This is a genomic window from Plantactinospora soyae (genome assembly GCF_014874095.1).
In the GTDB taxonomy this organism is placed as follows: Bacteria; Actinomycetota; Actinomycetes; order Mycobacteriales; family Micromonosporaceae; genus Plantactinospora; species Plantactinospora soyae.
In genome coordinates, this window is sequence record NZ_JADBEB010000001.1 from 5,689,440 (window position 1) to 5,705,194 (window position 15,755).

Sequence of the window (15,755 nt, forward strand, 5' to 3'; positions counted from 1 at the left end):
CCATGACCGTGGACTCCAGCCCCACCAGTGCGGCTGTCGCCGGGTCGCCCCGGCGCCCACCGAGGATGCCGAGCGGACCGGGGAGGCAACGCGGCCTCACCATCGCCGGTGTCGCGTTCCGTACGCCGTACTGGGTCTTCACCGGAGCGGTGGCAGTGGTGTTCCTCTTTCCACTGGTGTGGACCGCCGTCGCCTCGGTCTCCCCGCAGGCGGGCACCAACCAGGTGACCGGTTGGGGGTTCGGCAACTACGCCACCCTCGCCGACTACCAGGCCGGCATCTGGCGGTACCTCGCCAACTCGGCCTTCGTCTCACTCCTGACGGTCGCGCTCACGCTGCTGATCTCCTTTCTCGGTGGCTACGCGTTCGCGCGGTTCCGCTTCCCCGGCAGGAACCTGCTGTTCCTGCTCACCCTGGCCATCCTCATGGTGCCGTACGCGACGCTGCTCATCCCGCTCTATGTCCTGCTCAACGAGGTGGGTCTGCAGAACTCGCTGGTCGGTGTCGCCCTGGTGCTCACCATGTTCCAGCTGCCGTTCTCGACCTTCCTGATGCGCATCTCCTTCGAGGCGGTGCCGCGCGAACTCGACGAGGCGGCGATGGTCGACGGCTGCTCGTCGTTCAGCGCGCTGTGGCGGGTACTCGTCCCCGCGGTCAAGCCGGGTCTGATCACCGTGGGGCTGTTCGCGTTCCTCGCCGCGTGGAACGACTTCATGGCGCCGCTGATCCTCATCAACGACTCCGAGCGCATGACGCTGCCGCTGGCCGTGTCCAACCTGCGTGGCCAGGTCCAGGGGGTGGTCGACTACGGCGCGACCGAAGCGGGCGTCGTCGTCCTCGCGCTGCCGTGCATCGTGCTGTTCCTGCTGCTCCAACGACACTACGTGCGCGGCTTCATGTCCGGCGCACTGAAGGGATGACCATGGCACCCAGCGCGCCCACGGCGGCACCCGTCCTGCCGAGCCGAGGCCGGCTCCAGCCGCTCGGACTGGACGAGGTACGGATCACCGGCGGCTTCTGGGCCGAACGTCAGTCCGTCAACGCGGAGGCCACTCTCGAGCACATCGGGCACTGGCTCGAGCGGGAGGGCTGGATTCGCAACTTCGACCTGGTGGACACCGGCGACCTGACCCGCGAGCGCCGGGGGCGCGAGTTCTCCGACTCGGAGGTGTACAAGTATCTCGAGGCGATGGCGTGGGAGATCGGCCGGACCGGTGACCCGGAGCTGGAGTCGCGGTTTCGTGCCGTCGTGACCAGGGTGGCCCGGGCCCAGGACGCCGATGGCTACCTCAACACCAAGTTCGGTCATTCCGGGCAGCCACCGCGCTGGTCCGATCTCCAGTGGGGCCACGAGTTGTACTGCGTCGGCCATCTCCTCCAGGCGGCCGTCGCCCGCGCCCGTACCCGACCGGAGGCGGACGACGGGCTGGTGGCGATCGCCCGGCGGGCCGCCGACAACGTCTGCGCGACCTTCGGACCGGACGGTATCGACGGGCTCTGCGGCCATCCGGAGATCGAGACCGCGCTCGTGGAGTTCGCCCGCGCCACCGGTGACGACCGCTACCTGCACCAGGGGGCGCTCTTCGTCGAGCGGCGCGGCACGGGCCGGCTGGGCGACGTGGAGTGGGGGAGGGAGTACTTCCAGGACGAGACGCCGGTACGTGAGGCGACGGTGCTGCGGGGGCACGCGGTACGGGCGAACTACCTCGCCGCCGGGGCGGTCGACGTCGCCGCCGAGACGGACGACCCCGACCTGATGAAAGCGGTCCGTGACCAGTGGCGGAACACGGTGGCGCGACGCACGTACGTCACCGGCGGGCAGGGCTCCCGGCACCAGGACGAGGCGTTCGGCGAGGACTGGGGGCTGCCGCCCGATCGCGCCTACTCCGAGACCTGCGCCGGAGTGGGATCAGTGATGCTGGCCTGGCGGCTGCTGCTCGCCTCCGGTGACTCCGGCTACGCCGACCTCATCGAGCGGACCCTCTTCAACGTGGTGTCGACGTCGCCCGGGGCCGACGGAAGGCAGTTCTTCTACACCAACACCCTGCACCGCCGGGAACTCGGCACCGTACCGGACGGCGACCGACCCAGCATCCGCGCCGCCGCCGCCCAGCGGGCGCCGTGGTACGAGGTGTCGTGCTGCCCGACCAACGTGGCGCGCACGCTGGCCAGCCTCGCGGCCTACGTCGCCACCACCGACGACGAGGGCCTCCAGATCCACCAGTACGTGCCCGGGACGATCGCGCACCGCCCGGTGGACGGCACCGATCGCCGACTGACCCTCACCACCGGCTACCCGGCCGACGGGCAGATCCGGGTCCGGATCGACAGCGACGACGACCGCCCCTGGACGCTGTCGCTGCGGGTGCCGGGCTGGGCGGACCGGGGTGCGACGCTGACCGTCGACGGGGAGGTCCGGCCGGTGCGCGCCGGTTACGTCACCGAGCGACGGACGTGGCGACGCGGCGACGAGGTCGTCCTGAGCCTGCCCATGGCGCCCCGGTTCACCCACCCGGACGCGCGCATCGACGCGGTCCGCGGCTGCGTCGCCGTGGAGCGGGGCCCGCTGGTGTTCGCGGTGGAGTCCGTGGACCTGTCGGGGGGCGAGAACGTCGACGAACTCCTCGTCGACACCAGCCAGCCGCCGATGTTGGCCGGTGGCCGGGTGGTGGTGTGTTGCCGGCGCCTCGACCCGGCCGACCACCACTGGCCGTACGGCGGGGGCGAGGCGGCGTCGACGACCACGCCCCGGGGGGACCTGCTCGAGGTTCCGTTGATCGCGTACCACGCCTGGGCCAACCGGGGTCCATCCACGATGCGGGTCTGGCTCCCGACGATCTGAGCCACCGGAAGCCGGACATCCCGGGCCGCGAGGGCGGCGCCAACCAGGTGACCGAGGCAGACCACCGCCTCGGCCGCGACCCCGTCATGCCCCGAGTGCGCCATCCGACCGAAGTCTGACCTTCACCCCCACCGCCACCAGGAGGAACAAGATGAGTATTAGACGCGTCAGGAGAGCGTCCACGTGGGCGGCTCTCGCCGCCCTCGTGGCGGGCGGGGTGGTCGGCCTGCCGTCGCCCGCCCACGCCGCCAGCCCGGTCCTTCCGGGCAACGAGGGCGACGTGGGTGTCTACACCGACGGGCAGAGCCACGTCATGGAGATCGGGGATCCTGCCTACGGCAACGTCGCGGAGGTGGCCGAACAGCTCAAGCCCGGCGTGCCGTTCACCGCGTCGAGCATGCACCAGTCCATTTTCGACAAGGATCTCGCGGCCGGCGGCACGGACTACTACCTCGACCGCGTCCTGGGCGTTCGCGGCACCCTCGGCGCGGCGGTGCTGATGACCAGGGGCCGGTCGCTGTACATGCGCGGCGCCAGCAACAACAACTTCGCCGTCATGGGCTTCGCCGGCAGCACCTTCGTCGGCGGGCCCAACAACCTCGGCAACCTCTACACCGTGACGGTGCCCGGCCAGACGGTCACGGAGGTCGGCGCGAACCGGTTCAACGCACCGAGTCACGCCAAGGGCCGGTACACGATCGGCAGCACCGGTGTCACCGCCGACCTGACGAAGTTCATCACCTACGACAACGTCGCGGTCACCGCCGTCGACCTGCGCAACCCGGGCGGGGAGGCGGCGACCTTCACCGTCCGCGCCGCGTCGCCGCTGGCGACGCAGGCCGGCGAGGGCGCCGCCGAGCTCACCGGTACCCGCACCATCACCAGCGGCTCCAACAACGGGCTCGTCGACACGGCGTGGAACACGATCAGGGTCGGCCTCACCGGCTCCGGTTTCACCCGCAGCGGCAGCAACCTCGACCGGGAGGTCACCGTGCCGGCCGGCGGCACGGTGTCGCTCTCCGTCGTCGGTGCCGTCTCCTCGGCCACCCTGCCGGAGACCGTGCAGAGCTACCAGCAGTACACCGGCCAGGCGCCGGGCGAGGCGGTCCGGACCGGCATCACCGAGTTCAACCGGCGCTGGGCGCAGGACGTCCCGTACATCGACGTCCCCGATCCCGCCCTGGAGAAGGCCATCGTCTACCGGTGGTGGGGCGAGCGGTACAACAGCCTCGACGCCAACGCGCCGGGTCACGTGTACCAGTACCCGACGACGATCGAGGGGGTGAACCTCTACCAGAACTCCGTGGCGCTGACCCAGCCGATGCATCTCCAGGACACCAAGTGGCTGCGTACGCCGTACCTGCCGTACGGGCAGATCCTCAACATCGGCGAGCTCTCCGGCTCCTCGGCCTTCCTCGACAGCCCCGGTCACACGAGTTGGAACAACCACTACTCGCAGTACCTCGGCACGGCCGGACTCGAGGCATACAACGTGCACGGCGGTGGTAAGGAGATCGCCCGGAAGTTCGCCGGCTACTTCGAGGGCGACGGCGTCGGGCAGCTCGAGCACTACGACGGCAACGACGACAAGCTGATCGCCTACGACACCAACTACATGCCGGGCAACGACTCCGACGCGATTTCCTTCGGTTTTCCGAAGACCAACGCCGGGGCACCCGGGGCGCGGACGATCGAACGTCCCGAGTCGGCGTACGTCTGGGGCGCGTTGGACGCGGCCCGGCAGCTCTACCAGATCGCCGGCGCCGACCAGGCCAAGGTCGACCAGTTGGCGGCCGGCGCCGACGGCGTCCGCGCCGCGGTCCTCGACCGGCTGTGGAGCCCGGACATGCGGATGTTCCTGGCCGGTACGTCGCACGGGGCCACCAGTGCGGCCAGCTCCAACGGCAGGGCCAACCCGCTGCCCGAATCGGCCCGCGACCTGATCCCGGCCAAGGAGTCGAACCTCTACGACGTCTACGCCGAGAACCTCATCCCGTTCGACCAGGCACAGAAGTACGTCGACGGGTTCCGCTTCCTCACCTACGGCGACAACTTCCCGATCTTCCCGTTCTACACCGCCAACCAGTACGACAAGACGGCCTACGGGGTCGGCGGCTCGAACAACTTCTCCAACATCAACTTTACGGTGCAGTACCGGGGTGTCCGGTCGGCGCTGCGCCACTACGACCCGGCGCAGAAGTACATCACTCCGGAGTACGCCAAGCGCCTGCTGGACTGGATGGCCTGGAGCATCTACCCGAACGCGGATGTCCGGGTGCCGAACCAGGCCGAGTACTACTCGAACTGGAACCCGACCGCTAAGACCTACAACCGGAACAACCCGAACCACGTGATGCTCGGGAACATGAGCTACATCTTCGTCGAGGACATGGCCGGCCTCCAGCCGCGCTCCGACGACAAGATCGAGTTGTGGCCGATCAAGTTCGGCTACGACCACTTCATGGTCAACAACCTGCGCTACCACGGGCAGGACGTCACGGTCGTCTGGGACCCCGACGGCAGCAAGTACGGCCTGGGCGCCGGCTACAGCCTGTTCCTGAACGGCGAGAAGAAGGTCAGCACCGACAAGCTCGGCAAGCTCACCTACGACCCGAACACCAACCAGGTGCAGGCCGAGGAGGGCGTGGCCGTCACCTTCACCGCCACGACCGGGACCGACTTCCCGAGCGCGGTGGACACCCCGGTCGCCGACGACCGGGTCGTCAACTACCTCAAGACGGCCGGCATCGACCTCACCGAGAACGCGCCGAACCTGGCGGCGGGGGCCGAGCTCAGCTCGTCGTACACCCAGCAGGGCGTGCGGCCGGCGCCGTGGCGGCAGTTCCACACGCCCGGCTGGAGCAGCACCTCGATGAACCACACTCCCGGGGCGATCAAGGAAACCGAGCGGCCGGTGTCGCTGGCCGCCGTGACCGACGGCGTCACCGCCAATGAGCCGTACTGGGGCAACTACGGCAGCACGGACAAGAACGGCTATGTCGAGCTCGATCTGGGGTCGGCCAGGTCGTTCGACAACGTCAAGGCGTTCTTCGTCAGCGACCGGCAGGCCGGTGGCTACCGGGAACCCGCTCGCTGGTGGATCCAGGTGCCCGACGGCGACGGCGGCTGGAAGGAGGTGCCGGGCCAGTTCAAGAACCCGACCGTACCCTCGGCGAAGTTCAACGAGGCGCTCTTCGAGAAGGTGACGTCGAACAAGCTGCGCATCGCGTTCACGAACAACCCGACGTTCTTCACCGCGATCTCGGAGATCCAGGTGTTCGACTCGGGCCGGGACGTACCGGAGGTCTCCAACCAGGGGCCGGTCGTCACCGCCACCCGCGACGGCTCGGCGGACGGGAACCTGTCCACCAGGCTGGTCGGCACGGCATCCGACGACGGCATCCCGTACGACAGCGAACTCACCTTCGGCTGGGAGACCGTCTCCGCGCCGCAGGGCGCGGGCGTCATCTTCGCCGACCCGAAGGCATCGGCGACCCGGGTGACCGGCACGGTTGCCGGTGACTACGTGTTCCGGTTCTTCGCCAGCGACGGCGAGAAGCGGTCGGAGGCGACCGTGGCGGTGACCCTCGCCAAGCGGGACGTCGTCGCGGAGTTCGGCTCGTCGGCGGCGATCACCACCAGCGGTACCTCGTCGTGGGAGAACCACCAGCGGGTCAACGAGGCCACCACCCCGACCAGCTCGAACGCGGGTGCCGGGACCGGCTGGGGCAACTGGGGCCAGCCACAGAACGGCACCAGCACCGAGCGGGAGGCGTGGATCTCCTACCGGTGGACCTCACCGGTCCGGCTCTCCTCGACCGACATCTACTGGTACGACGACAACGGTGGCACCCGCCGCCCCACGGCCACGACGTACGCCGTCGAGTCCTCCAGCGACGGCACGACCTGGACTCCGGTGACCCTCACCGGCGGATCGACGTACGCCGACGCCCTGGCCACCAACGCCTACAACCGCCTCGAATTCGCCCCGATCACGGCCAGCCAGTTGCGGATCAGGATCTGGGGCGTCCAGGGTGCCGGCGCGGGCACCGGTGTGCTGCGGTGGCGGGCCAACGGCGAGACCGTCGACTCGGTGCGTTCGCCGGTGCTTCTCCGGACCACCGTGGGCCAGCTGCCCACCCTGCCGAGTGCGCTCGACGGGGTCTACTCCAGCGGTGCCCGGGGCAGCATCGGTTTCACCTGGCAGGAGATCACCCCGGCGATGGTCGCCGAGACCAACGTCGAGCCGTTCGTGGTCTACGGCACGAACGACGCCTACGGCCTGATCGCCGAGGCCCGGGTCTACGTGCGTCCCGAGACGTCCCAGGGCGGCATCTCGATCCAGGGCGCCGAGTCGTTCCAGCAGACCGTCGAGGTGGGCGAGCAGCCGTACCTGCCGGGGAAGGTGGAGGTCTCCTACAACGACGGATCCCGGGACAACCAGGCGATCGGCGTCGACTGGGACTTCGACGAGAATCTCGTCAACACTCCCGGTCGGTACACCGTCATCGGTAATTTGATCCTGCCCGACTACGTCAGCGAGGCCGGCACCACCCGGACCACGCTGACCCTCACGGTGGGCGACCCGCCGGAGGAACCGGCCTGGGACGTCGAGGTGCAGGCCCGCACCCAGTGCACCGGCGCCAACGCGTACGTCTCGGTCAACGTCCGCAACGCCGACGACGTACCGCTCACGATCGAGCTGGTCACGCCGTACGGCTCGCGCGCGGTGTCCGGTGTCGCGCCGGGGAAGGCCGCCTACCAGGCGTTCAACACCCGGGCGAAGACGGTGCCGGCCGGCACCGCGACGGTGAAGGTCACCGGAGATGTCAACGGTCAACCGGTGACCGCGCAGGTCGCGGCGCCGTTCGGCGCGATCAACTGCGGCTAGTCCCTCAGCGGTGGCGGCGCCGTTCCCGGCGCCGCCACCACCCCCGCCAAGATTGAGGAGATCGACACCGTGAACACCACCGTGGGGCGCGGCGCCGCTCCACCACGCCCTCGGCGCTTAGGAAGACCGGTCCGGCCGAGGCCGCCGCGAGAGGCCCGTACCGGTAGGACGGTCTTCCTGGGCCGGCTCCGCGCGACAGCAGCAGCGGTGGTCGCCGGGCTCCTCGCCGGCGGCCTGGTCGGGGTCGCCCAGCCGGCCGCCGCCGCCGACTCGTACACCTTCACCAACACCCGGAACCCGATCCTCGGCGACGGCAGCTACTACTCGGCCGATCCGGCGCCGCTGGTGGTCCCGGCCGGCGCCCCCGGCAACCCCGGCGACCGCGACGAGTTGTACATCTACACCGGCCACGACGAGGCCGGGCCGTCCACCAACGACTTCATCATGAACGAGTGGGGCGCGTTCCGGACCACGGACGTCGACGCCGGCCAGTGGACCCACCATCCGTCGCTGATGCGGCCGGAACAGGTCTTCGCCTGGGCGACGCCGGGCCGTGCGTACGCCGGCCAGGTGATCCGGGGCGTTGACGGGCGCTACTACTGGTACGTCCCGATCCACGAGCGGGACAGCCCGGCGTCCGACAAGTTCGCGATCGGCGTGGCCGTCTCGGCGAGCCCGACCGGGCCGTGGACCGACCACGCGGGCGGGCCGATCATCTCCCAGCGGGTGCCGACGGCCAACACCATCCACAACATCGACCCGACGATCCTGATCGACGGCGAGGCACCGAACCAACGGGTGTACGTCTGGTGGGGTTCCTTCAGCCAGCTCCGGATGCTCGAGTTCCAGCAGGACATGAAGACCCCGATCGGCACCCCGCGCACCGTCACCGGCCTGACCGGGTTCTTCGAGGCGCCGTGGGCCTTCAAGCGCAACGGCACCTACTACTTCGCGTACGCCGGGAACAACGCCGGCCCGTCCTCGGCCTGCACCCCGGCGAACTACCACGCCTGCATCGCGTACGCGACCGCGTCGTCGCCCGAGGGACCGTGGACCTACCGGGGAACCGTTCTCCGGCCGGTCTCCTCGACGACGAGCCATCCGGGCATCCTGGAGTTCGACGGCCAGTGGTATCTCGCCTACCACACCGCCGACGCCGTCGGCGGCGGCCACTTCCGCCGGTCGGTGGCGATCGACCGGCTCGAGTGGGACGACACGCAGACCCCACCCCGGATGAAGCCCGTCACGCCGACCCCGGTCCGAGGACGCGACCTCACCCCCCGGGCCAACATCGCCCAGGAGGCGAAGGTCACCGTCTCCAACCAGCCCGTGCCCACCCAGTACTGGGTGAAGGCGCTCAACGACGAGATCGTCCGGTCGAACCCGCTGCCGCCGGACATGTGGGGGACCTGGACCGGCAACAACCCGCCCCAGCAGTGGGTGCAGTACACCTGGGACCAGCCGATGCGGATCTCCGGTTCGCAGATCGACTTCTGGAACGACCAGCCGCAGGGCACCGGCGTCGGCGTCGCCGCACCGGCCCGCTGGCGCATCCAGTACTGGGACCTCGCGGGCGGACGGTGGCTCGACGTACCGAACCCGAGCGGCTATCCGACCGGCACGCAGGGCCCGCAGAACACCACGTTCGACGCGGTGACCACCACACAGGTCCGGGCGACCTTCGACGCGTCGACGGGCGGCAGCACCTACTCCGCGGTGGCGGTCGAGGAGTGGAAGGTCCTCGCCGCCCCGCCGCAGTCCGTCGCCGCACCGCCGATGACGGTCGAGGTGGGGGAGACGGAACTGCCCGGCACCGTCGGGGTGTCGTTCGACGGCGAAACGCTGCGGGTGCCGGTCTTCTGGGATCCGGTGACGCCGGAACAGGTCGCGCGGCCCGGCACGTTCAGCATCGCGGGCAGCGTGCTCGGCTATGCCGCCGGCCGGGTCACCGCACAGGTCACCGTCATCTCGCCGGGCGACACCGAGGGTGACGAAACCCGGCCGACCCTGACGCTCACGCCGAGCGGCAGCGCCGGCACCGCCGGCTGGTTCCGGTCCGCGGTGGGGGTGCGGGCCGCCGGTGTCGACGACCGGGGCGGCCGGATGACCATCGAGTCGCGGGTCGACGACGGGCAGCCGACCGTCGTCAGCGACGTGCGGTACGTCGACGTTACGGTCGCCGGGGACGGCCAGCACAGCGTCACGGCGACCGCGACCGACCGCGCCGGCAACGTCTCCACGCCGGCGACCCTCGCCGTACGCATCGACGCCACGGCGCCGGCCAGCACGGCCACCGTGGACAGCGCCACCCGGAAGGTCACCGTGACCGCGAGCGACGCCACCTCCGGGGTCGCCCGGGTCGAGTACTCCATCGACACCGGACCGTGGACCGCCTACACCGGCCCGGTCGCGGCGCCCGACGGCAACCGGCACACCGTCTCGTTCCGGGCGCTCGACGTGGCGGGAAACCCGGAGACCGCCAGGAACGTCACCATCCCGGCGGACCTGTCCGGACCACTCACCGGCAACATCGGGCCGGTCGCGACCCCGACCGCCGCCTACACGGCGGGCTGGAACAGCGTCACCGCGCTGAACGACGGCGCCGACCCGCAGAACCCGTCCCAGGCGCAACTCTGGGGCACCTGGTCCGGCACCCGCCCGGCGACCCAGTGGATCCAGTACGACTGGGCCCGCCCGGTGCGGATCACCGGTACCGAGCTGAAGTTCTGGCGGGACTCCGAGCCCGGCACCGGCGACGGCGTCGCCGCACCCGACGGATGGGTGCTGCAGTACTGGGACGAGGCCACCTCGGCCTGGCGCGACGTTTCCGGCGCGTCCGCCTACGGCACCAGCACCACCGCGTTCAACACGGTCACCTTCGACCCGGTCACCACGCCCCGGGTCCGGGCCACGATCCGGGCCAACGGCAACGGCAGCACCTACTCCGCGGTCGCGGTCACGGAGTGGCGGGTCACCGCCGACGACCCGGGCGCCGAGCCGGCCGAGGTACCCGTCACCGTCACCGTCCAGCCCCGGTGCGTCGCCGGCAGGGCGTACGTCGCCGTGCAGGCCCGCAACGACCACGACGCGCCGGTACGGATCGCCCTGGAGACCGCGTACGGCGAGCGTTCCTTCGCGACCGTCGCGGTGGGCGCCAACGCCTACCAGTCGTTCGCCACCCGGACGGCCTCGGCCCGGGCGGGCTCGGTCACCGTCCGCGCCACCGGGACCGTGGACGGTATGGAGGTCACCACTGTCCACTCCGCCGAACACGCCGGCATCGCCTGCACCAACTGAGTCGCACCAACTCCACCCACCACGAATGACAACGGAGCATCGCATGAGCACACCGAATCGCAAGCGACTGGTCGCGGGTGCGGCCAGTGCCGTCCTGGCCGGGACGTTGGCGCTGCAGTCGCCGGCTGTGGCCGACCCCGGCGACAGCACCGACGTGGAGGTGACCGTCGACATCGAGGAGATCAGGGAACCGGGCGTGCTGGCCCTGTCGATCGCCGCCGACTCCGTCGCGCTGTCCGAGGACGGCTCGACCCTGCTGGTACGCCAGTTCGTCGGTACCCTGCCGACGGTTACGGTCTCCGACACCCGTACCCCCGAGGAGGTGCCCGACGGTGCGGCGTGGGCCGTACTGGGTAGCGCCACCGACTTCGTCGGCGCCGCCGGTCAGGCACCGATCAGCGCGGGTCACCTCGGCTGGAAGCCGAAGTTGCTCGACGGCGGCGAGACCGGTCAGGTCACCGAGGGCGAGGAGGTCGTCACCGTCGTCGACGAGCCGACCCAGCCCGGCAACAACGTCGGTCTGGTCGACCAGGAGCTGCTGGTGTCGACCTTCGACTCCGAGGCCGTCGCCGGGAACTCGTACTCTGTCAACGCCGACCTGTACCTGCGTACCCCGGCGGATGTCGCCGCCGGCTCGTACGCCTCGACCCTGACCCTGTCCCTGTTCGAATGACGCACGGGTGGGGGCCGCGGTGTCGCGGCCCCCACCACACCCCTGCCGCGAAGGACTCCGCCATGATCCGAACCTCGCCGCGGGCCCCGCTGCGGCTGCTCGCCGTGCTGGCCGCGGTGCTCGTCACGGTGCCGATCGCGCCCGTCGGCGCGGTCGCGGAGCCGACCACGCCGACGCTGACCTGGGCGGTCCAGCCGGCGAACCAGAACGGCCCGGACGGCCGCCGGTGGATCGAGCCCACGCTCGACCCGGGGCAGGTGGTGACCGAGCACCTGGCGGTGCGGAACTTCAGTGACGGCATCGTGGTCTTCTCGCTGAAGGCGGCCGACGGCTACCTGACCGACAAGGGCCGCTTCAACATGCTCCCGTCCCACCAGACATCGGTGGACGGCGGCACCTGGATCAAGGTGCAGCAGAAGGTCACCGTCGGGGCCAAGGCGACGAAGGTGGTGCCGTTCACCATCACCGCGCCCTCCGGTGCCACCCCGGGAGACCATCCGGCCGGCATCGCGGCGACGGTCACCAGCACCGGGGGCACGGTGGCGGTGGAGAGCCGGGTCGGATTCCGGGTCATGACGCGGGTCACCGGTACGGTCACCGCCGCCCTGGCCGTCAGCGACCTCACCGCCACGTACCGGCAGTCGTGGAACCCCTTCTCGCCCGGCACCCTCCGGCTGCGGTACGGCAGCACGAACGCCGGCAACGTCGCGGTGACCGGCACCGGGCAGGCGACGGTCGCCGGGCCGTTCGGCCTGGCCACCCGCGACGCCCGGGTCGAGGTCGCGGAGACGCTTCCGGACGGTGGCCGGGAGGTCGACACCCGGGTCACCGGGATCTGGGCGCTGGGACGGCTGCACACCACTGTGGAGGTCACCCCTGCCGTCCTCGGTGGCGGTCCGGCCGGCGTCGAGACGCGGCCAGGCTCGGCGGCCGTGACGGTGTGGGCCCTGCCCTGGCCGCAGTTGGCCCTGGTGACCATCCTGGTGGCCCTGGTCCTCGCCGTCCGGACCGTCGTCCGGCGACGCCGGCAGCGGCTCGCGAAACTCCTCGCGCGCGCCCGCGACGAGGGGCGGGAGGAAGGTCGGGAGTCCGCGCTCGTCGGCAGCCCGGCCAAGGAGTCCGCCAACTGAACAAATCGATGTCCACTATGGTGGAACGACCCAATCACGACCGGACGTCCTCTAGAATCGTCACCCGGACCAGGGTGGGGCATTCCGGAAGAAGGACTCATGGCGGAACAGAACCGATCGACCACTGCCGGTGTCGAATGATCAGTCGTGACGTGCCGATAGGTTGCCCGCTGCACGACCGGGCGGTGCCGTTGTACGGCAAGGTGCTCGCCGGTCAGACCTGGGATCGCCTGCGGGACCGGTTCGGCCCGGTCGCGCCGATCCAGATCGAGCCCGGGGTCGCGGCCTGGCTGGTGCTCGGATACGACGAGTGTGTCGAGGTGCTGCGCAATCCGGGCGTCTTCACGCACGACTCGCGGATCTGGCGGGAGATCAGCGAAGGCCGGATGTTGCCGGACTCGCCGCTGATGCCGATCTTCGGTTACCGGCCGAACGTGCTCTACGCCGACGGCCCGGAGCACGAGCGGTTGCGGTCCACCATCGTGGACTCGTTGGCCCGGGTGCCGAAGCAGCGGCTGGAGACCGACATCCGCAATCTCGCCGACCAGCTGATCGACCGGTTCATCGCCGACGGCCGCACCGATGCCCTCCAGCAGTACGCGCGCTGGTTGCCGATCCTGGTGATGAACCGGATCTACGGCATGGACGACCGGCACGGCTACCTGCTGGCCGAGGTGTCCCGGGCCGTCTTCGACGCGGATCCGGACGCGGCCGGGCAGGCCAACCAGCAGCTCATCGAGTACTTCGGCGCGGTGGTGGCGGTCAAGCGGGAGCGGCCCGGTGCCGACGTTCCGTCGTGGCTGATGGAGCACGACGCCGAGCTCAACGACGAGGAGATGGTGCATCAGCTCGCCCAGATGATGCTCGGCAACTGCGATCCCACCGCCCACCTGATCAGCAACACTCTGGCGGCGTTGCTGACCGATCGCACCTTCTGGGCGCAGTACGCGCGTTCCGAGTTGCAGGTCGAGGAGGCGGTGAACCGGGTGCTCTGGCAGGATCCGCCGGTGCCGGTGCTGCCGGCCCGCTTCGCGCGGACCGACACGCAACTGCGCGGCGTACCGGTCAAGGCCGGGGACGCGCTGCTGCTGGGCCTCGCCGCGGCACACGGCGACCCGGTGCTGGGCGACGTCACCGGGGCGTCCCAGAGCAGCTATGTGAACCGGGCGCACCTGGCCTGGGGTGCCGGCCCGCACCGTTGTCCCGCCGAGCGACTCGCCCGGCAGATCGCGTACATCGGCATCGGACAACTACTGCACCGGATCCCCACCATGCGACTGGCCGTACCGACCAGCGAGCTGAACTGGCGTCCGGTCATGTACCTGCGTGGGCTGAACGAGCTGCCGATCGAGTTTCCTCCGGGCGAGCCCCGGCTGCCGTCGGAGATGCCGGAGCCGACCGCGCCGCTCGCCGTCGCGAGCGAGAACGGCAAGGCCCGCGCCTGGTTCACCCGGGTCACCTCCTGGTTGCGCGGACGGTAGCGCTGAACGCCGTTCGACCGGCCGGGCAGAAAGCGGCGTCGATTGGATCGTCGGTGTCCTGTTAGGATTCGCGGGCTATGTCGAGGTTGATGCGCCATGCGCCGCTATGGGGCAGAACGCCGATTGGTCGGGGTTCACCGGACGCCGGCTGACCGGTTCGCCATCCGCCTGCGGCAGGGATCGATGATCAGCTTTGGTGGGCCCACGATCAAGGGAGATCGGTCAATGGACACTGGCGTGCGTACCGAGAACGCCGGGCTTGTGGTGGCCAAGGGAATCGTCCGGTACAGCGGCCACGCGCTCCGGGAACAGATCGTCCGGCAGCGGGCCACCGGCCCGGCCGACGTGCCGGTGCGGACCCGGGAGGTCAGCCAGGAATGGCTGACCGCCGTCCTGTGCGAGGGGCACCCCGGGGCGGTGGTCGAGGCGTACGAGCTGGAGGACGTCAGCAGTGGCACGTCGACCCGGTGGCGGGCCACGGTCGCGTACAACGACGCCGGTCACGCCGCCGGTCTGCCCACGGAACTCTTCGCGAAGACGAGTCTGAGCTGGACCCAGCGCCTCCTGCTGGGCATGGCCGACGTACTCACCGGCGAGCCGGGTTTCTACCAGCACATCCGGCCCCACCTGGACATCGAGGCGCCGCACGGCTACCACGGCGCGGTCGACGCGGCGTCGGGGCGGTCGATCGCGCTGATGGAGGACATCGCGACCACCAGGCAGGTGACCTTCTGCACGCCACAGACCCCGATCTCGCGCGCCGAGATAGAGGACCTGCTCACCGGCATGGCCACCTGGCACGGCAGGTACTGGCAGAGCCCTGAGCTGGACAGGCACCCGTTCCTGCGCAAGCTGCCGGGTACCTTCGTCGGCAACCTCGCCAGGTTCGCCGGCCTGGAGAAGCGGGCCAGGGTCGGGGTGCAGCGGGCCAGGTCGGTGATGCCCGAGGCGATCCTGCCGCGACACGACGATCTCTACCGGGCGCTGTGGCGGTCGCTGGAGCTGGCCGGCCAGGGACCACTGACCTTCCTGCACGGCGACTCGCACATCGGCAACGTCTACAAGACCCAGGCCGGCCGGTTGGGATTCTGCGACTGGCAGGTCGTCATGCGCGGCAGCTGGGCGTACGACCTGACGTACACCATCGTGACCGCGCTGGCGGTGGCCGACCGGCGCGAGTGGGAACGCGACCTGCTGGCCTTCTACCTGGAGCGGCTCGCCGCCGCCGGCGGTACGCCACCGGACTTCGACGCCGCCTGGCTCGCCTACCGGCAACAGACGTTGTGGGCCTACTTCGGCTGGCTGCTCTCCATCGGACGCAGCGCGATCCAACCCAAGTTCCAGCCGGACTCGATCAGCCTCGGCATGCTGGAGCGCGCCTCCAACGCCATCCTGGACCTGGACACGCTCGGTGCCGTCAACGGCTCAGCCGCCGACTGAC

Annotated in this window: 8 protein-coding genes; all 8 read left to right on the forward strand. The window is 70.2% G+C overall.

From position 1 onward, the window contains the following. The first annotated feature begins 2 nt into the window (after positions 1 to 2). The 8 genes from H4W31_RS24945 to H4W31_RS24980 all read left to right on the forward strand — a co-directional run bounded on the left by H4W31_RS24945 (position 3) and on the right by H4W31_RS24980 (position 15,754). Complete coding sequence (locus H4W31_RS24945) at positions 3 to 920, forward strand: carbohydrate ABC transporter permease (protein WP_192768869.1); 918 nt, start codon at positions 3 to 5, stop codon at positions 918 to 920. Further along, on the forward strand, positions 917 to 2,842 hold the full coding sequence (locus H4W31_RS24950; protein WP_225945665.1) for a glycoside hydrolase family 127 protein: 1,926 nt from the start codon (positions 917 to 919) through the stop codon (positions 2,840 to 2,842). The genes H4W31_RS24945 and H4W31_RS24950 overlap by 4 nt, the downstream gene beginning before the upstream one ends. A 151-nt stretch (positions 2,843 to 2,993) precedes the next feature. Continuing rightward, the gene (locus H4W31_RS24955) at positions 2,994 to 7,733 is read left to right on the forward strand and encodes an Ig-like domain-containing protein (RefSeq protein ID WP_225945666.1); all 4,740 of its coding nucleotides are present in this window, start codon (positions 2,994 to 2,996) and stop codon (positions 7,731 to 7,733) included. Between the two features lie 207 nt (positions 7,734 to 7,940). Next, positions 7,941 to 11,030: a family 43 glycosylhydrolase gene (locus H4W31_RS24960; protein ID WP_318783389.1), complete on the forward strand. Its 3,090-nt coding sequence runs from the start codon at positions 7,941 to 7,943 to the stop codon at positions 11,028 to 11,030. 43 nt (positions 11,031 to 11,073) lie between these two features. Continuing rightward, on the forward strand, positions 11,074 to 11,703 hold the full coding sequence (locus tag H4W31_RS24965) for a hypothetical protein (protein ID WP_192768870.1): 630 nt from the start codon (positions 11,074 to 11,076) through the stop codon (positions 11,701 to 11,703). Between the two features lie 62 nt (positions 11,704 to 11,765). Beyond that, entirely contained in the window at positions 11,766 to 12,833 is a 1,068-nt protein-coding gene (locus tag H4W31_RS24970) for a hypothetical protein (RefSeq protein ID WP_192768871.1), read from the forward strand. 137 nt (positions 12,834 to 12,970) lie between these two features. Next, positions 12,971 to 14,314 (forward strand): cytochrome P450, encoded by a 1,344-nt coding sequence (locus H4W31_RS24975; protein WP_192768872.1) that lies wholly within the window; start codon positions 12,971 to 12,973, stop codon positions 14,312 to 14,314. A 225-nt stretch (positions 14,315 to 14,539) separates the two neighbouring features. Then, positions 14,540 to 15,754, forward strand: a complete 1,215-nt coding sequence (locus tag H4W31_RS24980) for a phosphotransferase (RefSeq protein ID WP_192768873.1) — start codon at positions 14,540 to 14,542, stop codon at positions 15,752 to 15,754. The last annotated feature ends 1 nt before the right edge of the window (position 15,755 follow it).